The organism is Bacteroides sp. AM37-9, from assembly GCF_003603455.1.
Taxonomy (GTDB): domain Bacteria; phylum Bacteroidota; class Bacteroidia; order Bacteroidales; family Bacteroidaceae; genus Bacteroides; species Bacteroides xylanisolvens.
Genome location: NZ_QTNF01000025.1, coordinates 1 through 18,735, shown reverse-complemented (window position 1 = coordinate 18,735; position 18,735 = coordinate 1). Strand labels below are relative to the sequence as shown.

17 protein-coding genes and 2 pseudogenes are annotated in these 18,735 nt (G+C 44.1%); 16 read left to right on the top strand and 3 right to left on the bottom strand.

The genetic code is table 11. The features are described 5' to 3' along the window. Positions 1–10 precede the first annotated feature (10 nt). The 10 genes from DW862_RS16745 to DW862_RS26405 all read left to right on the top strand — a co-directional run bounded on the left by DW862_RS16745 (position 11) and on the right by DW862_RS26405 (position 13,604). Positions 11–1,147 (top strand): DUF1735 and LamG domain-containing protein, encoded by a 1,137-nt coding sequence (locus tag DW862_RS16745; RefSeq protein ID WP_087317204.1) that lies wholly within the window; start codon positions 11–13, stop codon positions 1,145–1,147. 121 nt (positions 1,148–1,268) lie between these two features. Beyond that, the gene (locus DW862_RS16740) at positions 1,269–2,852 is read left to right on the top strand and encodes a sulfatase (protein WP_087317206.1); all 1,584 of its coding nucleotides are present in this window, start codon (positions 1,269–1,271) and stop codon (positions 2,850–2,852) included. Between the two features lie 73 nt (positions 2,853–2,925). Next, positions 2,926–4,386, top strand: a complete 1,461-nt coding sequence (locus DW862_RS16735) for an arylsulfatase (RefSeq protein WP_225450782.1) — start codon at positions 2,926–2,928, stop codon at positions 4,384–4,386. A 27-nt stretch (positions 4,387–4,413) separates the two neighbouring features. Beyond that, positions 4,414–5,640, top strand: a complete 1,227-nt coding sequence (locus tag DW862_RS16730; protein WP_143241477.1) for a glycoside hydrolase family protein — start codon at positions 4,414–4,416, stop codon at positions 5,638–5,640. A 22-nt stretch (positions 5,641–5,662) separates the two neighbouring features. Continuing rightward, positions 5,663–7,147: a sulfatase gene (locus tag DW862_RS16725; RefSeq protein WP_225450774.1), complete on the top strand. Its 1,485-nt coding sequence runs from the start codon at positions 5,663–5,665 to the stop codon at positions 7,145–7,147. A 22-nt stretch (positions 7,148–7,169) separates the two neighbouring features. Next, on the top strand, positions 7,170–9,482 hold the full coding sequence (locus DW862_RS16720) for a family 20 glycosylhydrolase (RefSeq protein WP_087317212.1): 2,313 nt from the start codon (positions 7,170–7,172) through the stop codon (positions 9,480–9,482). 32 nt (positions 9,483–9,514) lie between these two features. Continuing rightward, a complete protein-coding gene (locus DW862_RS16715) occupies positions 9,515–10,975 on the top strand; it encodes a sulfatase-like hydrolase/transferase (protein ID WP_243636504.1) in 1,461 nt (486 codons plus the stop codon). Positions 10,976–11,059: 84 nt separating this feature from the next. Continuing rightward, positions 11,060–12,562: a sulfatase gene (locus tag DW862_RS16710; protein ID WP_087317214.1), complete on the top strand. Its 1,503-nt coding sequence runs from the start codon at positions 11,060–11,062 to the stop codon at positions 12,560–12,562. Between the two features lie 285 nt (positions 12,563–12,847). Then, positions 12,848–13,147, top strand: coding sequence for a transposase (locus DW862_RS26410; protein WP_243636503.1), 300 nt, complete (start codon positions 12,848–12,850; stop codon positions 13,145–13,147). Next, positions 13,140–13,604, top strand: coding sequence for a transposase (locus tag DW862_RS26405; protein ID WP_225450781.1), 465 nt, complete (start codon positions 13,140–13,142; stop codon positions 13,602–13,604). Before DW862_RS26410 ends, DW862_RS26405 begins: the two co-directional genes overlap by 8 nt. A 192-nt stretch (positions 13,605–13,796) precedes the next feature. On the opposite strand, the pseudogene DW862_RS16700 reads toward DW862_RS26405, so the two are convergent. Then, positions 13,797–14,159, bottom strand: a pseudogene (locus DW862_RS16700) (hypothetical protein); the annotation flags it as partial. A 541-nt stretch (positions 14,160–14,700) separates the two neighbouring features. Between DW862_RS16700 and DW862_RS16695 the strand changes: the two are divergent. The 6 genes from DW862_RS16695 (at position 14,701) to DW862_RS16670 (ending at position 17,683) form a co-directional block, all read left to right on the top strand. Further along, positions 14,701–14,895 carry a DUF6597 domain-containing transcriptional factor gene (locus DW862_RS16695; protein ID WP_049129949.1) on the top strand — a complete coding sequence of 65 codons (195 nt, stop codon included), beginning with the start codon at positions 14,701–14,703 and terminating at the stop codon, positions 14,893–14,895. Between the two features lie 125 nt (positions 14,896–15,020). Further along, a complete protein-coding gene (locus DW862_RS16690; RefSeq protein WP_004315354.1) occupies positions 15,021–15,647 on the top strand; it encodes a Type 1 glutamine amidotransferase-like domain-containing protein in 627 nt (208 codons plus the stop codon). After that, the gene (locus DW862_RS16685; RefSeq protein WP_004315355.1) at positions 15,644–16,576 is read left to right on the top strand and encodes a YafY family protein; all 933 of its coding nucleotides are present in this window, start codon (positions 15,644–15,646) and stop codon (positions 16,574–16,576) included. The genes DW862_RS16690 and DW862_RS16685 overlap by 4 nt, the downstream gene beginning before the upstream one ends. A 31-nt stretch (positions 16,577–16,607) precedes the next feature. Beyond that, positions 16,608–16,847: a hypothetical protein gene (locus DW862_RS16680; protein ID WP_004315356.1), complete on the top strand. Its 240-nt coding sequence runs from the start codon at positions 16,608–16,610 to the stop codon at positions 16,845–16,847. Beyond that, on the top strand, positions 16,801–17,220 hold the full coding sequence (locus DW862_RS16675) for an RteC domain-containing protein (RefSeq protein ID WP_008770715.1): 420 nt from the start codon (positions 16,801–16,803) through the stop codon (positions 17,218–17,220). Before DW862_RS16680 ends, DW862_RS16675 begins: the two co-directional genes overlap by 47 nt. 130 nt (positions 17,221–17,350) lie before the next feature. Continuing rightward, on the top strand, positions 17,351–17,683 hold the full coding sequence (locus DW862_RS16670) for a helix-turn-helix domain-containing protein (RefSeq protein ID WP_008997282.1): 333 nt from the start codon (positions 17,351–17,353) through the stop codon (positions 17,681–17,683). Between the two features lie 52 nt (positions 17,684–17,735). Here the strand turns inward: DW862_RS16670 and DW862_RS16665 are convergent, their stop codons facing one another. Beyond that, a complete protein-coding gene (locus DW862_RS16665; RefSeq protein WP_103877822.1) occupies positions 17,736–18,455 on the bottom strand; it encodes a hypothetical protein in 720 nt (239 codons plus the stop codon). A gap of 4 nt (positions 18,456–18,459) precedes the next feature. Next, positions 18,460–18,735, bottom strand: a pseudogene (locus DW862_RS16660) (mobilization protein); the annotation flags it as partial.

Genomic DNA, 18,735 nt, shown 5'->3' with positions numbered 1-18,735 from the left:
TGAACAAATCATGAAAAATATAGCAAAAATAGGAATAATATTCATGGTTGCTCTTTTGGCAGCCTGCCAATCAGAATATGATGTGATAGAAAATGGGGTATTCCTGACCGATGCGCAGAAATCCCAATCAAAAAAAGTAACTATTGACGATACGGGAGCCAAAACTGTTATCTCTTCCCGTTTAGGTACCATGATGACAACGGATGTAACCGTTGAATACGGAACAGATGCAACGGCACTGCAAGCATATAATCAAAAAAATGGTACAGATTATCAGTTGTTGCCGGAAAAATTTTACAGTTTTTCGGAAAGTACGACAACAATCAAAGCTGGTGAAATCGGTTCATCACCGACAAACTTGATAATAAAACCTTTTGATGAAACTATCGACACAACCAAAAAATATGCTATCCCCGTAGCTATAGTCAATGCAAACGGAGCCGAGAAACTATTGTCTTCATCTTCTTTAATAGTACTTTTAGATCAGATAATAGTAACTACAGTACCATATTTAGCCAATGGTAATGCTATTTCTATTGTTCCAGAACCTATGATAGAAGGGCTTTCATCATGGACATTAGAGTGGAATTTATGCATGGATGCATTTAACAGAAACAATGTGACTCAATGGACTATAAAGGGAGCCGACGGGAAAAACAATATTTATACTCGCTTCGGAGATGTTACCTGTGAAAAAAACCAATTTCAGGCTAAAATAGGTTCTGGGAAACCACAAAGTATTACACGCTTTACGGCTAATAAATGGTATCATCTGGCATTAACTTACGATGGAACAAACATACGTTTCTATGTAGATGGGGTACTGGATTTTACAACTCCGCATGCTCTTCCGGGAGAAGTTTTCGAGATGAAAGAAATAGGCTTTGCAAATAGCGTAAATACTGCCTATACATTGAAGGGAAGTATTAGCGAACTTCGCGTATGGTCTGTAGCTCGCAGCCAAGCTGAAATCTCGAATAATATGTATGTTGTCTCACCTCAGACTCCGGGATTGGAAGTTTATTGGAAGTGTAATGAAGGAAGCGGAACCATAATCAAAGATTATTCCAGTCATCAAAGAGATGGCAAACTTGTGAAAGAAGCAACCTGGAAGACTGGTGTACGTTTTCCAGATGACGGAGAATGATTCTGATTCCAAATATCATCGATTATAATCAGCTTTTATAAGATAACGAGAGCGTTTCCTGAAATGAAACGCTCTCGTTACTAAAACCTAACTATTTTCCCGGAAACAACCCTATTTATATATGAAGAACATTTTAACAGACCATATAACGATAAAGTTGGGGTATTCTATTATCGGATTCAATTCTCTATTTTTTTTATCTGCCTGCAACCATACTTCCCGAAGAGAAGGAAAAGATGCGGAACGTTACAACATCGTCTACATCATGACTGATGACCATACCGCCCAAATGATGAGTTGTTATGACAAGCGCCACATCCACACCCCTAACCTCGACCGTATTGCGGCTGACGGTGTTCGTTTCACCTCCAGCTTTGTGGCTAATTCGCTAAGCGGTCCCAGCCGTGCGTGTATGCTCACCGGAAAACACAGCCATACCAATGGTTTTACCGACAACACCACCTGCGTCTTCGACTCTTCACAACAAACTATGCCCAAACTCCTGAAAGCGGCAGGTTACGAAACCGCCATGATAGGCAAATGGCATCTCGAAAGTTTACCGACAGGATTTACCTTCTGGGAGATTCTACCAGGACAAGGAGACTATTACAATCCGGACTTCATCACCATGGACAACGATACCATACAAAAGAAAGGTTATCTGACAAATATCATCACAGATATGAGTATCGACTGGCTGGAGACGCAGAGAGACAAGAACAAGCCTTTCTGCCTGTTCATTCACCACAAAGCAGCCCACCGCAACTGGTTGCCGGAACTGAAATACCTGTCCGAATACGAAGACCAGACTTTTGAACTTCCCGAAAACTTTTACGACGATTACCATAACCGCACAGCCGCCGCCTCAGCCGAAATGAGCATCCTGAAACACATGGATATCATGTACGACACAAAAATGCTGAGCGAAAAAGACGATTCACGGCTGAAAGCAACTTATCTAAAGTTCATAAGCCGTATGACCGACGAAGAACGGGCACAATACGATGCCTTTTATTCTCCACTTATCCAAGAATTCTATAAAACCAAGCCGCAAGGAAAAGAACTGGCGGAATGGAAATATCAACGCTACATGCGCGACTATGCCAAGGTGATAAAATCCTTGGACGACAACGTAGGACGCGTACTGGACTATCTGGACGAAAAAGGCCTGTCGGACAACACCCTGGTGGTCTACACCAGCGACCAAGGATTCTATATGGGCGAGCACGGATGGTTTGACAAACGATTCATGTACGAAGAATCCATGCATACGCCATTAATAATGAGACTTCCCCGCGGACTAAACAAGCGGGGCGACATCCCCCAGTTGGTCCAGAACATTGATTATGCCCCCACTTTCCTGGAACTGGCCGGAGTGTCCGTCCCCGAAGACATGCAAGGCGTATCGTTAGTACCCCTGCTGAAAGGCGAGTCGCCTGACGACTGGCGACACTCCTTATACTATCACTTCTATGAATACCCGGCGGAACATGCCGTAAAACGGCATTACGGCGTACGGACGGAACGGTACAAACTGATACATTTCTACAATGATATCGATGTCTGGGAATTGTACGACCTAAAAGAAGACCCTTCGGAAATGAACAACCTGTACGGTCGGGAAAGCACCGAAGAAATAACCCGCCAATTGAAGGATGAGTTGAAAACTCTTCAACAACAATACGGTGCTCCCATATCCTTATAAATAACAAAAGATCATGAAACACACTTATTGGTTATCGGGACTGGCCGTCCCCTTCTGCCTGCCACAACAGGCAATGGCAGAGAAACAGCCGCATATCATCTTCATAATGACCGACCAACAACGTGGAGACGCGATAGGGTGTGCGGGAAACGACCGAATCATAACCCCGAACATAGACGCCCTGGCAGAAGACGGCTTTTTATTCAACAACGCTTATTCCGCCACCCCCAGCAGCACCCCGGCACGCGCAGGATTGCTGACCGGACTTTCGCCCTGGCATCACGGCATGCTTGGTTATGGCAATGTGGCGGAACATTATAAATTCGAGATGCCGCAAATGCTACGTGATCACGGCTACCTCACGCTGGGCATCGGCAAGATGCACTGGCGCCCTCAAAACGCCTTGCACGGTTTTCATGCCACCATCCTCGACGAAAGCGGACGGATAGAATCGCCCTATTTCCGCAGCGACTACAGAAAATGGTTCATGACCGTCGCGCCGGGTAAGAATCCCGATGCTACAGGAATTGGTTGGAACGATCACGCCGCCTCTACCTATAAACTATCCGAGAACCTACATCCCACAGTTTGGACAGGCGACGTGGCCGTAAGTACCATCAAGCATTATGAAGGTGAACAGCCGCTATTCTTGAAGATATCATTCGCCCGTCCTCACAGCCCTTACGATCCTCCGCAACGGATTCTGGAGATGTACGAAAACATAGAAATCCCCGCCCCCGCCGAAGGAGAGTGGAGCAAGCATATAGGCAAAGACATCACCGATCCCAAAGCTGATTCTTCCGCCGCATTTGCCCAATTCAGCACCGAATATGTAAAGAATACCCGCAAGCATTATTATGCAGCCGTCACTTTTATCGACGAACAAGTGGGAAGAATCGTAAAAGCGCTCAAAGAGAAAGGCATGTATGACAACACAATTATCTGCTTCACTTCAGACCACGGGGATATGATGGGAGATCATCATTCATGGCGGAAAACCTATGCCTACGAGGGTTCTGCAGCCATCCCGATGATTATAAAAACTCCGAAAGACGTGGAAGGCGTACACTGCAGAGGAAAAGTCATCGAGAATCCGGTAGAGTTGAGAGACATTCTGCCCACATTTTTAGATGCGGCGGGGGGAGAAACGCCCGAAGCAATGGACGGCCGTTCAATGCTAAAACTTATAAAAGAAGAAAATCCACAGTGGCGGCGCTGGATAGATATGGAGCATGCCACCTGTTACTCGGAAGAAAACTATTGGTGTGCGCTTACAGATGGAAAGATAAAATATATATGGTTCCTGCGCACAGGTGAAGAACAACTGTTTGATTTAGTGAAAGATCCTCACGAAACAGTGAATCAGATAACCAACAGGAAATACCGGAAGCAAACAGATGAACTGCGCCGCGCAATGGCAGAGCACCTGAGCGAACGTGGCGACAAATGGGTGAAAGACGGACAGTTGCAGAAAAGGGAGAAAACCCTGCTTTACAGTCCTAATTATCCTTCAGGACTGTCAACTAAAAAGTAACGAATAAACAAGAAAACATACATGACCATGAGAAACAGAATGAAAACAGAATATATTGCCATTGCATTCGGCTTGTTGGGCTGTACCGGTCACCAGCCGACATACGAATACATCTTTGAAGCAGAACCCGTAGACTTACAGGTGAAACAAATAGAAGGCGGGTATGAAGTGGAAGGAACATCCGCCTTGCAAGTACCGGGGCACTTCACCTGGGGCGGCTCGGTGAGCAAAGCCGAAGATGGAAAGTATTACATGATCTACTCCGCACCCGAAACAGGAGTACATCCCTTCAACAACGCCTGGGTATTCGGCTCTAAACTCGGCCTGGCGGTTTCTGAACGTCCCGATGGTGGTTTCCGCCAGTTGGGCTTCTTCTACAACCAGGACGGGTTTGCCGCTGACACTTCCTCGTGGGATGCCCAAAGCACTTCAAATCCGCATGTGCGCAAGTTTGGCAACAAATACTACCTGTACTATGCGGCAACAGTAGATCCGGGCAATGACAATGTGCTTTCAGAAACAGACACTCTACCCAAAAGAGACAGGGTACAGCAGAACCAGAAAATCGGCGTAATCGTGTTCGAGTCGTTTCCCGACCTGCTGAAAGGAAAGTTCACACACTCGGACAAGCCGTTGCTTGAGCCGCGCACGCGGGTGAAGCCCGACAACGTGCTGGCTCCCTCACCCCAGGGTACAGAGCCGAAGCCGGATAACCTGATTGTGGTGAACCCTGCCGTAGTCTATCGTCCCACCGACGGCAAATACTTGCTATTCTTTAAAGGGAATATCTACGACCCGCATTGGCGCGGCATTCACGGAGTTGCCATCAGCGACCACCCGGACGGTCCGTTTACAGCTTTGGATGAACCCGTCTTCCATCTGGAAGGTGTGGAAGGAAAACTATCAGCAGAAGATCCTTACGTATGGTATCACAAGCGTGACAAGTGCTTTTATGCCGTATTCAAGGACTTCAACGGAAAGTTCACCAAAGGAGACGCATGCCTGGCCATCATGCGTTCGAACGACGGCATCAAGTGGCAGCTCCCCCAACATTCCTTGTTCATGAAAAAGGAGTTGATACTGGCAAACGGAGATACCGTGAAAGTTAAACGCCTGGAACGCCCGCAACTGCTGTTGAATGAAGAAGGAGACCCCGAAGTGCTTTATGCTGCATGTTCCATCGACAATGTAAATCCTAAGATAAACGGTGGCTCGTTTAATGTGCAGATAAGGATAAAAATAAAGAAGAATTAAACTTAAAACACTATTAAACCCAATGAAATATAAAACAGTTCAAAAGTTGAAAGACAACATGTTGCTGAGTTGCAAAGTATTGTCCAGCAGCAGAATATTATTGAGAAGCGGAGCATTCTTAGGCAGCTGCGCCTTATTAAGCAGCTGTGCGCATTCCGACAAAGAATTACCATTGAATATCGTCCTGATCAATTTGGACGATGCCGGAAACGGCGACTTCTCTTTCAAGGGAGCTGTGGGATATCAAACTCCCCATATCGACAAACTGGCGGCCGAAGGAGTGTCCATGACCAATTTCTATGCGGTACAACCCATCAGTGGTGCATCCCGCGCCGGCCTTATGACAGGATGCTATCCCAACCGTATAGGTTTTGCCTACGCCCCCAACCCAAACTCCCCTACTGGTATAAGCGACAAGGAAGAAACTATTGCCGAACTCTTGAAAACGAAAGGATATGCCACAGCCATTTTCGGCAAATGGCATCTGGGAGATGCCAGGAAATTCCTGCCACTCCAGCATGGTTTCGATGAATATTACGGATTACCCTACTCCAATGATATGTGGCCTAATCACCCCCAATATAAATTTCCCGATCTGCCTTTGATTGAAGGCAATGAAGTAATAGGCTACAATACAGAACAGTCGGAATTAACCACCAACTATACAAACCGCGCGGTAGACTTTATCCGGAGAAGTACCGGCAGCGGCAAACCATTCTTCTTGTATCTGGCTCATTCCATGCCTCACGTTCCGTTGGCTGTATCGGATAAATTCAAGGGAAAAAGCGAGCAGGGACTTTATGGAGACGTAATGATGGAACTGGACTGGAGCGTAGGAAAAGTCATGCAGGCCTTGCGTGAGGCTAAAGTAGAAGAAAATACATTGGTCATCCTTACTTCGGATAATGGACCTTGGGCCAATTACGGCAATCATGCAGGTTCGTCAGGCGGACTTCGAGAGGCAAAAGCTACCACCTTCAACGGCGGTATGCGCGTACCTTGCCTGTTCTATTGGAAAGGGACAATCGCCCCCGGAAGCATCTGCAACGACCTGATGTCGAATATCGATATCCTGCCCACCTTGGTGGAACTGACCGGTGCACCACACCCCCAGTTACCGATAGACGGACTGAGCATGGCAGCCATATTGAAAGGAACGAACAAAGCCCCCATACGCCAATCACTGTGTATGTATTATCACAGGAACTCATTGCAAGCCATCACCGACGGATATTACAAACTGGTATTCCCCCATAAATATGTATCCTACGAAACACAAATGCCAGGCAATGACGGACAACCGGGTGAACTGGGTAAAAAAGAAATAACCGAATGTGAACTCTATGACCTGAGACGTGATCCGGGTGAACGGGTCAATGTCATCAGCCAGCATCCCGCGATTGCAGAAAAACTACAACGGATAGCCGACCAGTGCCGGGAGGACTTGGGAGATGACCTGACAGGACAACCGGGAAAAAATCGGAGAGAACCGGGAAGAATAGATTGAGGTAAACAAATAACGATTACAAATGAATACCATAAACTTAAAAAACATACATGGAGTTATCCTACTGGGAATCGGATTACTAGTACAGGCTTGTTCTCAACAGCCGGCCTCGACCTATCTGCAAATTCCCCAGCCTGCCGATATAACAATTCATGCTGGAAAACCATTCACAATTGATGAACGTACCACAATTATCTATCCGACAGGAAAAAACGAATTGCCGGAAAGTGTCTCAACATGTATCTCCGAAATGGAGAGACACACCGGCATAACCTTTAAAAAAAGTACAGGAGAAAAGAACCTGAAGAATTGTATCCTCCTGAAACATAATGCGGCATTGCCCACCGAAGGGTTTAGGCTGAAAGTAAATGCGGACAGCATTGTGATTGAAGCCAAAGATGCTTCCGCAGCATTTTATGCTTTACAATGGTTAAAGCAATCTCTACTGTTACAAAAGAAAGCACCTTTCACGCTATCTGCCATCGAAATTGAAGACTATCCCGAAATGAATTACCGGGGAGCGATGCTAGACGTAAGCCGCCACTTCTTCACGGTGGAGCAAGTAAAGCGCTTCATCGATCTATTGGCAATGCACCGTTTGAATTATTTCCACTGGCACCTCACAGACGACCAGGGTTGGAGAATAGAGATAAAGAAATATCCGGAACTGACACGCGTAGGCGCTTGGAAAGGCACCGGCAGCGAACGTTACGGTGGTTTCTACACACAAGAGGAAATAAAGGAAGTAATTGCCTATGCAAAAGGGCGTGCTATCACCATCATCCCCGAAATAGACTTACCCGGACACACCACAGCCGCTCTTGCCGCCTATCCACAGTTAGGCTGCACCGGTGGCCCTTACGAGGTATCTATGGATCGCGGAGGAGTACACAAAGACGTACTCTGCATGGGCAAAGAATTTTCACGGCAATTTGTGGAAGATGTATTAGCGGAAGTGGCCGCACTCTTCCCTTCGCCTTATCTGCACATCGGGGGCGATGAAGTGCCGAGAGACCGCTGGAAAGCCTGTCCGGACTGCCAAAGAATCATCCGCCGATACAGCCTGAAAGATACGGAACAAGAGTCTGCGGAAGATTTGTTACAGAGCGAGTTCAACAAGCAAGTGGCTCTTTATCTGAAATCGTTAGGGAAAAAAATGATTGGCTGGGACGAAGTCCTCTCCGACAATATAGACCCCGAAACCGTAATCATGTCGTGGCGAGGACTGGGACGTGGCGTAAAAGCCGTCAAACAAAATCATCCGGTAATTTTCTCATCCAACGGGCATTTCTACCTGAACAACTATCAGTCAAGCAATATGGAAAACGAGCCCGCGGCAACCGGAGGACTTGTATTGATGCAGAAACTTTATAGTACGGAGATCGTCACACCCGAAATGACAGACAAAGACGTAGAAAAAATACTGGGAGCAGAAGCCTGCCTATGGGCTTCTTACGTACCTGACAACAAAACGCTGGATTATAAAATGCTGCCCCGACTGGCCGCCTTCGCCGAAGTTACATGGAGCGGAAGCAGACGGAAAAATTATCTCGACTTTCTAGAACGGCTACCGGTAATGCTCGACCTGTACCGTGAAAACGGTTTCAGATATGCCCCTCACTTCTTTGAAATAGAAGCAGGATACCGGCCGGATATGAAAAAACAACGACTGGAAGTGACGTTGAAGACCCTCGAAGGCACAAACGTTTATTACACACTGGATGGCAGCACTCCCACTCCCAAGTCCCTCAAATACACAGTTCCGTTTTACGTTTCGACAGATGCCTGCCTGAAAGCCATTGCCTACACTCCGTCCGGCCTGCACAGCGATGTGCTGGAGAAAGATGTCAGAATCAATAAAGCCACTTTTGCCGACATAAAGTTGTTGACAAAACCGTCAGATAGGTATAATGGAAACAATGGCACGATACTGGTAGACGGCGTGCGGAGCACAGCTTTCCACACCACCGGGTTGTGGGTGGGCTATAATCCTCATCCGTTGCAGGCGGTAATAGACTTGGGAAGCGTGCAGACAGTGAAGCAAGTTTGCCTCTCGTCACTGACAGACATGAGTTCCTATATCATGGGGATAGAGAGCGTGCGGATTGCACTGTCAATTGACGGAAAGGAGTTCAGCGAAGTGGCCTCGCGCACCTGGCCGGCTCCCGAAGCCCGGATGGAAGGAAAGCGCCGGGAGACACTGGAGCTCAACTTCGATGAAGCGCAGGCACGCTACGTAAAAGTAACCGCAAACGGTTTTGAAGCCTTGCCGCCCGGACACTCTGGCGCCGGAATGCCGCCTTTCCTATTTGTGGATGAGATAGAAGTATACTAATGGCTTAATTAAGAAGTTAAAAACGAACGACCATGAAAACAATGAAAACCCTGTTATCCGCCTCACTCGCCCTGACGGCCTTGAGCGGATGCCAACCGGAAACGGAAAAACCCAACATCCTGTTCCTGCTGGTAGATGATATGCAAAGTGATGCCATCGCAGCCTTAGGGAATAAAAATGTGTACACTCCAAATATCGACGGCCTAATAGCTGAAGGTGTCACTTTTACCCGCACTTACACCAACGGTGCCCTTTGCGGTGCATTGTCAATGCCCAGCCGTGCCATGCTGATGACCGGAAGGGGAGTATTTGAAGTGCAAAGCGACGGCATGAAGATACCCGAATGCATGGTGACACTTCCCGAACAATTACGAGCCAACGGTTATCAGACATTTGCTACCGGCAAATGGCATTCAGACCATGCCTCCTTCAACCGTTCGTTTGCCGCAGGAGAGAACATCTTCTTCGGTGGGATGCATCCTTACGAAAAGAACGGACACTGCTCTCCCCGTCTGTATCATTACGATAGAACAGGCCAATATAAAGAGACGTCTTTCATCGGAGAAGAGTTTTCTTCAAAAATGTTTGCCGATGCGGCAATCGAGTTCCTCAGCACCGCGGCAAAAGCCCAAAACCCTTTCATGGCATTCGTGTCATTCATTTCCCCGCACGACCCACGAAATCAATTGCCGGACTACGGAAAGAAATATAAAGCCAAAGACATCATCCTACCCACTAACTTTCTGCCGCAACACCCGTTCGACAATGGCGAACTGGCTATCCGCGACGAACAAATTCTTCCCCCACCCCGCACAGGCGAACAACTTCAGGAGGAACTCGCCCTCTATTACGGAATGGTCAGCGAAGTAGACGAACAGATAGGACGGGTGCTCAACGCATTGAACGCCACGGGCGAAAGAGAGCATACGGTCATTGTATTTGCATCGGACAACGGCCTGGCAATGGGACAAAACGGTTTGTTGGGCAAACAAAGCCTCTATGAGCACAGTGTGGGTGTACCCATGCTAATCATCGACCCACGCAGTAAAAAACATGGATTCAAAACCGATGCCTTATGCTATTTATATGATCTTTACCCCACCCTATGCGACATAGTAGGAATCGAAATACCGGCTTCAGTAACAGGCGTTTCTCTAAAACCTTTGTTGGAAGGAACCACAGACAAACTTCGTGACGACATCTTCCTGGCATACTCCAACCAACAACGGGCACTGGTAAAGGATGATTATAAGTATATCATCTACAATGTGGAAGGTAAAATCACGGAGCAGTTATTCAACCTGAAGAAGGATCCGAAAGAAATGGCAAACCTTGCTGACGCGATGCCCCAAAAAGCCGCCGCATATAAAGAAATGTTGATTCAACGCCTGAAAGAGCAACAAGACTTTTGTAATATCGACACCCCGTTATGGTGGAAAGACGGACATAAAATCACCTGGGATGAACTGATAAATTTATATATCTTCGAATAAAAACGAAGTAAGCGAAATAATATTAAACCAAAGCGAAAAACATCAATGAATACAAAATATTTATATCTCGGCCTGCTGCCTCTGATGGCAACTTCCGGAATGGCTGCCACCGACAGCCCGGAAGCGGAGACAAGAAAAAACGAACGTCCCAACATCCTGTTCATATTAAGTGATGACCACACATCGCAAGCATGGGGTATCTATGGAGGAATCCTGGCAGAGTATGCTCAAAATCGAAATATCCGCCGCCTGGCGGAGGAAGGCGTGACACTTGATAACTGTTTCTGCACCAACTCCATCTCCACGCCAAGCCGTGCAGCCATCTTGACCGGCAGATACAGCCACCGCAACGGAGTATATACGCTGGAAGATACCCTTGACACTGCACTACCCACCATAGCCACTGCACTGCAAGCTTCCGGCTACCACACAGGGCTGGTGGGCAAGTGGCACCTGAAGTCGCAACCGCAAGGGTTCGACTACTACTCCGTATTCCACGACCAGGGCGAATATCGCGACCCCACCTTCAAGAACAGCGATGTCCCCTGGCCGGGTAACCGGAACTTCGGCGAACGTGTACACGGCTTCTCAACTGACATCGTCACCGAAAAAGCCATTGCATGGATGAAAGAACAGGACAAGACGCAGCCTTTCCTGATGTGCTGCCACTTCAAAGCCACCCACGAGCCGTATGACTTTCCGGAACGGATGAGGCATTTGTATGACGGAGTCGTATTTCCCGAACCGGAGAACCTGCTGGACTGGGGTCCCGAAACGAACGGCAGGACCTTCGAGGGACAGAAACTGGAAACCATAGCCCGTAACTGGCAAGTAGCCTCGGAAGATCCCGACAAGTGGTGGTGCCGCTACCCCGAGCTACCTTTCAGTACCAAAGGAATGCATCCCACTGCCGCCCGCAAATCCGCCTATCAAAAACTGATACGCGACTACCTGAGATGTGGAGCCACCATAGACGACAACATCGGCAAACTACTGGTCGCACTTGATGAAATGGGCATTGCCGACAACACAATTGTGATTTACGTGGCGGACCAAGGTTATTTCCTGGGCGAACATGGATTTTATGACAAACGCATGTTCTACGAAGAAGCCGCCCGTATGCCTTTCGTAATTCGGTATCCACGCGAACTGCCGGCCGGGAAACGGTTGGATGATTTAATTCTGAATGTGGATTTCGCAGCTACACTGGCCGACTTTGCCGATGTGGATGCCCCTCAAGGCACTCAAGGCAGGAGCTTCCGCGACAACTTAAAGGGGAAAACACCCAAAGACTGGCGAAAAAGCATTTATTATCGCTACTGGACCCAACATAAGATTCGTCCGGCACACATCGGCGTGCGAACCGACCGGTACAAACTCATGTATCTATATGGTGATCCGCTGAATATGACCGGTTCTTCCGACTACGTCTCCGAACCTTCCTGGGAATTCTACGATTTACTGAAAGATCCGAAAGAAGACCATAACGCCTACAATGACAAGGAGTATGCAGAGGTCATCAAAAAGATGAAGCAGGAAATGCAACGCCTGCAACAGGAAGTCGGAGAAGAACAGAAGAAAAACTGAAACCCGGTTGACCAAGGGACGAGTTGGTCACTTATTCAAAATCCTATAATGGTTTTGAACTTTTTCATGCGCAAATTTACTGAGAATTTTCCGAATTTTCTTTTCCAACTAAGACTAAAGGAAGTTTAACTAAGACTTTATAAGGAGAATTAGACGTATTTTTGCAATCAGATAAAAACATCTCAATTAAGAGCCTGTTTAAAAATGGTTGAAATAAAATTTTAAGAAGGTTTCCGTACCTGCCCAATAATATCTTTATTTGAAGTGAGCAAACTTATAATAAAGATGTATCTGACAGATTTAACGGAAAGCGAGTGGCAATATATAACAAAAGTGCTGAACCTGCAAACAAGAAAGCGAAAATATGATTTGCGTATGATTTGGAATACCATATTTTATTTAGTAAAAACGGGTTGCCAGTGGCGTATGCTTCCCAAAGAGTTCCCCAAATGGGAATCAGTTTATTACTATTACCGGAAATGGGCTTCTCTCGACGTTTTCGATTTGCTTCTTGACAGATTACGTGGTCATGTCCGGGTAGAGCGGAGTCAAAACATGGAACCCAGTGTAGGCATATATAGATAGCCAAAGCGTTAAATGGGGCAATAACCAGTCTCTGAACGGAGTTGACGGCAATAAAAAAGTGAAAGGCGTCAAACGCCATATTGGTGTAGACAAGAATGGCTCCCTTATTGCAGTGATGGTTACAGTAGCCAATATTCATGACAGTAAGGCTGCTTATCTGCTAATGAGGGTATTGAAAGAACTTTGTTCAGGAATAAAAGTCATATTAGCAGACGGAGGATATAGGGGAGAGCTTATTCAGAACGTCAAAAATAAATTCGGTTATGTAATTCAGGTGGTTATTAGCGCATACAAAGAACAGGGATTCAAACCTATTCACAAAAGATGGATTGTGGAAAGAACATTTTCATGGATGGAAAATGACAGGAGGCTCTGCCGAAACTATGAACTAACATTCGATTCGGCAGAGGAAATGGTCAAAATATCAGCGATAAAATTATTATTGAAGAAAATTTAAACAGGCTCTGAAAGTACTTTTGTTTTTTGATATAAAATATAAAAGCACTTTCATAATTTAGATATATCGCTATCTTTTTTTGAATAAATAACATTTATTCCCAATATACTTGCCAAATCACCCTTTGAGACTGATTACATTTCTTCTGCCACCGTTTTATACAGTCAGTTACGTCATTTAAGACTACCATAAATCCTCCTGTTCACCCAGTTCTTCCACGTTGATGAAATCAAGCAAGTATTCGTCTTTGAATGATCAAATAGCTTTTAGCGCTTGCTTAGTATCGGGCAATGTTTGTGCGAAATTATTAGGCAAAGTTCCCCGATGGCTGTATAGGTCTGCTTGTAAGTAATCCCTTAAAGTGTATTTACTCCAATAGCGAGTAACATACTCATGTATATAAAACAGCCTTACTTCCAGAGTCTTAGCCTTGAATATTATTTCGGCATGATGACTAAAACCGATTGAAAGGAAATCAGCCCAATTGAATTCATCAGCCAGTGGCTGATGAATTTCTACAAGAAGCAACTTTTCATTCAACACCAAATCATCAACCAACGGCAAATGATTTATACGATTTTTGTCTAATGTCTTACGCTTGATTTTTCAATTCATTCTTTCTCTTTTTCCACAACTGCCACGAATTGATAATATTCTGCCACACATTATACATACAGCATAATATAGCTCTGATTATCAAAGTAAAAGCCCACCTATTACTAATAGTGGGTAACAAAATAGTAACAAAAAAAACGAAGAAATCGCTTTGCGGTGGGCTTCATGTGCAAAGGTAACAAAAGCTCTCTAACCATAAAAGCAAAACTGGCGAAAAGAAGAATACTGTTTTTCTTTTCGCCAGCATATATAATTTGCTGTCAATAGAAATTAGTTTAGTCCGTTTTGGATATATAGACAAAAACACAAACTAAACTTGTGTTTATAATAACTTTTTCAACTTATCTATGACATATCTTCCAATGCAGAGAACTTTGAATGATTTAGGTAACAGATATTTGGATGTTTTAATTAGAATGTCCCTTTTTTACACCTAATATCTATCTAAGAAATCTTACTTTTGTTTGATAATTAAAACAGAATGGAGAAAATTCAAGTAATACAACCTACCAAATTGCTCGCTCCTTATATAAAGCAATATTGGCTTTTAAGGATAGATGATGTAAAGCAAGGCTTTCAACGTTCTATCCCGGCAGGTTGTGTAGCACTTGTTTTTCATAAAGGGAACAAAATTATTTCTTCTTTTCATAAGGGAACGCAGCCACATTACAAATAGGGTAAATTTCAATAATGGATTGTTTTGATGAAAAAAACTCTTCAATATTTAGACTTACTGACATAGGGCTGTCATAGAAGACGCTATCTTTGTATCAAAAAGTATTCAACTTAATATTATAGAATATGAAAAGATTATTTTTATGCTCATCATTTGCTGATGTTGCTAATCTATTTGTCGATTGTGCCAAAGAAGATTTGCAAGGGAAAATTATAGCTTTTATACCAACTGCAAGCCTTACAGAACCAATACGATTCTATGTAAAAAAGGGGAAAAAGGCTTTAGAAGAAGCAGGAATGATTGTTGAAGAAGTCGAGATTACCCAACTGCCCAAAGAGGAAATATCTTCTATATTACATAAATGCGATTATATCTACATAACAGGTGGAAATACATTTTTCCTTTTGCAAGAGTTAAAAAGAAAAGGTGTTGATAAAATTATATCTAAACAAGTGAAATTGGGTAAACTGTATATTGGGGAATCTGCCGGAGCAATAATAGCCTCTCCCGATGCAGAATATATGAGAAGTGTGAATTTTGATCCAATAGAAAAGGCTCCTGAATTGAAAGACTGTACTTCTTTAGATTTGGTCGATTTTTATACGATTCCCCATTATGGAAATTTTCCATTCAAGAAAAAAGGTGAAAAGATAGTTCAACTATATAATGAGAAGTTGCAGCTTATTCCTATAAGTAATAAACAAGCTGTTATTATTGAAGATTCAAATATTCAAATTAAAGATGCAAAATGAATAGAATAGACCGTATTTCTGCTATATTGATTCAGTTACAATCGCACTCGTTAGTGAAAGCACAGCAAATTTCAGAACGTTTTAATATAAGCATTCGCACTGTATATCGAGATATAAGAACATTGGAAGAGGCAGGCATTCCTATCATAGGAAATCCCGGTATTGGTTATTCACTTGCAGAAGGATTCAAATTATCTCCTCTAATGTTTACTCAAAAAGAGGCTTTGTCCTTTTTGATTGCAGAGAAATTAGTACATGAACTAACTGATTCAAATAGCAACGAACATTATAAGTCTGGAATAGAAAAGATTAGGTCTGTCATGCGTTTTGCAGACAAAAATATGTTAGAAACAATGGAAAAGTGCATGTCTGTATTGGATACTTATAAATCATCGACCTATAAACCTGATATTCTTTTACTTATTTTACAAAGTATATACCAAAAAAGAATTATTGAAATATCTTATTTGGGAAGTAATGCGTTAAGTGTTTCAGAACGAAAGATTGAAGCTGTTGGAATTTTCTTTTCGAGAACTAACTGGTATCTAATAGGCTTTTATCTTCCCAAAGAAATCTATCTTACATTTCGGATAGATAGAATTCAAAAAATGCACATTCTTAATGAATTACAATCACGGGAGCATCCTCCTTTGGAAAAATTCATACGCGAGTTTTACGATAAAGAAAAATTACATGAAATCGTTATAAGAATAGAAAAGAATAAAACCTCCATAATGAATGATGATAAATATTATTACGGATTAACATCTGAGAAAGAGATAGGGGATATGTTTGAACTTCATTTTCTAACATTTTCAATCAGTAAGTTTGCACATTGGTATCTGTCTTTTGCAGATAGTGCAACTATAATAAGACCAGATTCTTTAAAATATGAAGTTAAAAATATTATCAATAACATTTCTATTTGATTGCTGTCAAATAGTATTTTTAATCGACTCAATGAAAAAAATATTCGACCAAAGATTTTTCCGCTTATTGTCGGAATGCTCACAACGTAAAGTGTCTGCATCTGAATTTGCAGAAGCTATCGAAGAATTGGCGACCCATGTAGCCAATTTTAGTATCAATGAGCAGGATTACAACGTTTTACTACGTTATTTTTCCTTTGGTTTGCACCGTCTTAAATCGTATCGTGTACGGTTTGAGCAAGAAAAAAATGCCCCATCTGCATCTAATTGATGAAGCGATAGGACTTTTGAACACTGAAATACGCCTTATCGAGTGGCGCATCAAATACCCGGAACAGCTACAGCAACGTATCAACAAACAGCCCCTTTCCCCTCTCTATCTCGCAGACAAGACAACCCTTATCAACATCATGGAAATGGTAAGCGGTCTGTTCCTCTCCAAAAACATCGTGTATCAGAACGGCAAGCCCGCCTACTTGGTGGACTTGGCGAAAGCCTTTGAATGGCTGTTCAACATCAAGATAGGCGACTGTTACCAAAAACATGAGGACGTGATAAAACGAAAGCCGGGCAAACTGACCGGGTTTCTTAATGGATTGGTAGAACTTATCAAAAAGGAACATGACAAGAAAGGATATAGATAATCAGTGACTTATGATTTATTTATAGGGGATTCCATTAGTTCCCCCGTAATTTCTTTGCGCCTATTTTCTGAACTTTGCTTCATCAATTGATTGACAGACAAGAATGTATAATCAGAAAAATGAAGCAATCATGTATATAGACAATGACGATTTCAGCGTATGGATGCAGAAGCTGTACGCCAAGCTGGAAGAACTCTGCAAGGATGTACGGGTACTACGCAATGCGGACAAGGTACTACCCGAAGATGACAACCTATTGGATAATCAAGACTTGTGTTTATTATTCAAAGTAAGTATCAAAACTCTGCAACGCTACCGGGCTATCGGTGCGCTGCCTTACTTCACTATCAGCGGAAAAGTGTATTACAAGGCTTCCGATGTCCGGGAGTTTATTAAAGAACGGTTCAGCGTCACCACGCTACGCCAGTTCGAGAAAGAACACTGTACGAAGAAAAAGAAGTGAATCTGAAAAGCCGGAACGGTGAATGTACTTCATCTGTTCCGACTTTCCCTGCTTATGGCTTACCCAACTTATCGGCTTCTTTCTTTAGCTGTTCGGCTTGCTCATTCAACAGCCTTGCACGTTCCAGTGCTTCTGCCTGCTTTTGGATGCGATATTCAAAATCCATCACTGAATCGGTCAAACTTCGGATAAAACCGTTATCCCGTTGCCACTTGAACTTGTTTTCCAGCATATCAAAAGTTTCCCCGTCTGCCTGTCCTTGCATCAGCAAATAGCGGTATTTCATATCGTTGTCCTGCAACTGCTGCATACGTTCAGCCAAACGGACATTCAAGAATATGGAAACGGAACAGACGACCAGCACTGCCGAAAAAACAAACAATCCCGGACGAATCCAAGAAGTGACCTTGTTGTAAATCCGTTGATAGAACGGTAAGGGCGTAGCTTCCTCTTTATCCGTCTTGCAAGAGCCCAAAGTATCAATCATTACCTTGAAACAACGGTAAGTTTCCAATGTTATTTTCTTGGTGTCCTCTATGTTCTTCTGCTGACCTTGCATCCTGCTCCTTATGTCGTCAAGTTGGCTTTGAATAACCCGCAACTTTTCTTCGGGAACAGCCGAATTACTGTGCAGTTCCGACAACGCTTGTTCGATTGCTCCCAGCCGTTCGAGAGTTTCCTCCCGACTGGCTGGCGTTGCCTGTGCTTCCTGCTTCTCTTTCAGTTCCGTAACCATAGAGAGAAGCCCCTCTAAAATCAAATTATCTTCCATGTCTTTACAGTTTAAGTTGTTTTTTCTTTTTCTTCTTCTTTCTCAAATTAAAATTAGGTTCTTCATCCACTGGGGGAGAAGAAGCGGAAAACAGACCGAGCGAACCAGTTATCAACGGACTGTCAGCCTTGCCCGGTGCAAGTGCTTGCTCCCGAACGGGCGCGAAAGTTGTTTGCCGTTGGCTTCCGGCAACATTCATTCCTGCATACCCGAAACATTTGTCCAGTTTGGAAAAACTGAAACTCCGGTCTATCTCCGAACCCTTGAACGTGTATTCACC

What these genes read in the sequence shown, in the direction of transcription:
- DW862_RS16745 (WP_087317204.1), top strand. Translation starts at nt 11, where the DNA reads ATGAAAAATATAGCAAAAATAGGAATAATATTCATGGTTGCTCTTTTG.
- DW862_RS16730 (WP_143241477.1), top strand. Translation starts at nt 4,414, where the DNA reads ATGAGAAACAGAATGAAAACAGAATATATTGCCATTGCATTCGGCTTG.
- DW862_RS16685 (WP_004315355.1), top strand. Translation starts at nt 15,644, where the DNA reads ATGAATAGAATAGACCGTATTTCTGCTATATTGATTCAGTTACAATCG.
- DW862_RS16690 (WP_004315354.1), top strand. Translation starts at nt 15,021, where the DNA reads ATGAAAAGATTATTTTTATGCTCATCATTTGCTGATGTTGCTAATCTA.
- DW862_RS16740 (WP_087317206.1), top strand. Translation starts at nt 1,269, where the DNA reads ATGAAGAACATTTTAACAGACCATATAACGATAAAGTTGGGGTATTCT.
- DW862_RS16735 (WP_225450782.1), top strand. Translation starts at nt 2,926, where the DNA reads ATGGCAGAGAAACAGCCGCATATCATCTTCATAATGACCGACCAACAA.
- DW862_RS16715 (WP_243636504.1), top strand. Translation starts at nt 9,515, where the DNA reads ATGAAAACAATGAAAACCCTGTTATCCGCCTCACTCGCCCTGACGGCC.
- DW862_RS16710 (WP_087317214.1), top strand. Translation starts at nt 11,060, where the DNA reads ATGGCAACTTCCGGAATGGCTGCCACCGACAGCCCGGAAGCGGAGACA.
- DW862_RS26410 (WP_243636503.1), top strand. Translation starts at nt 12,848, where the DNA reads ATGTATCTGACAGATTTAACGGAAAGCGAGTGGCAATATATAACAAAA.
- DW862_RS16670 (WP_008997282.1), top strand. Translation starts at nt 17,351, where the DNA reads ATGTATATAGACAATGACGATTTCAGCGTATGGATGCAGAAGCTGTAC.
- DW862_RS16720 (WP_087317212.1), top strand. Translation starts at nt 7,170, where the DNA reads ATGAATACCATAAACTTAAAAAACATACATGGAGTTATCCTACTGGGA.
- DW862_RS16665 (WP_103877822.1), bottom strand. Translation starts at nt 18,455, where the DNA reads ATGGAAGATAATTTGATTTTAGAGGGGCTTCTCTCTATGGTTACGGAA.
- DW862_RS16695 (WP_049129949.1), top strand. Translation starts at nt 14,701, where the DNA reads ATGGAGAAAATTCAAGTAATACAACCTACCAAATTGCTCGCTCCTTAT.
- DW862_RS16725 (WP_225450774.1), top strand. Translation starts at nt 5,663, where the DNA reads ATGAAATATAAAACAGTTCAAAAGTTGAAAGACAACATGTTGCTGAGT.
- DW862_RS16680 (WP_004315356.1), top strand. Translation starts at nt 16,608, where the DNA reads ATGAAAAAAATATTCGACCAAAGATTTTTCCGCTTATTGTCGGAATGC.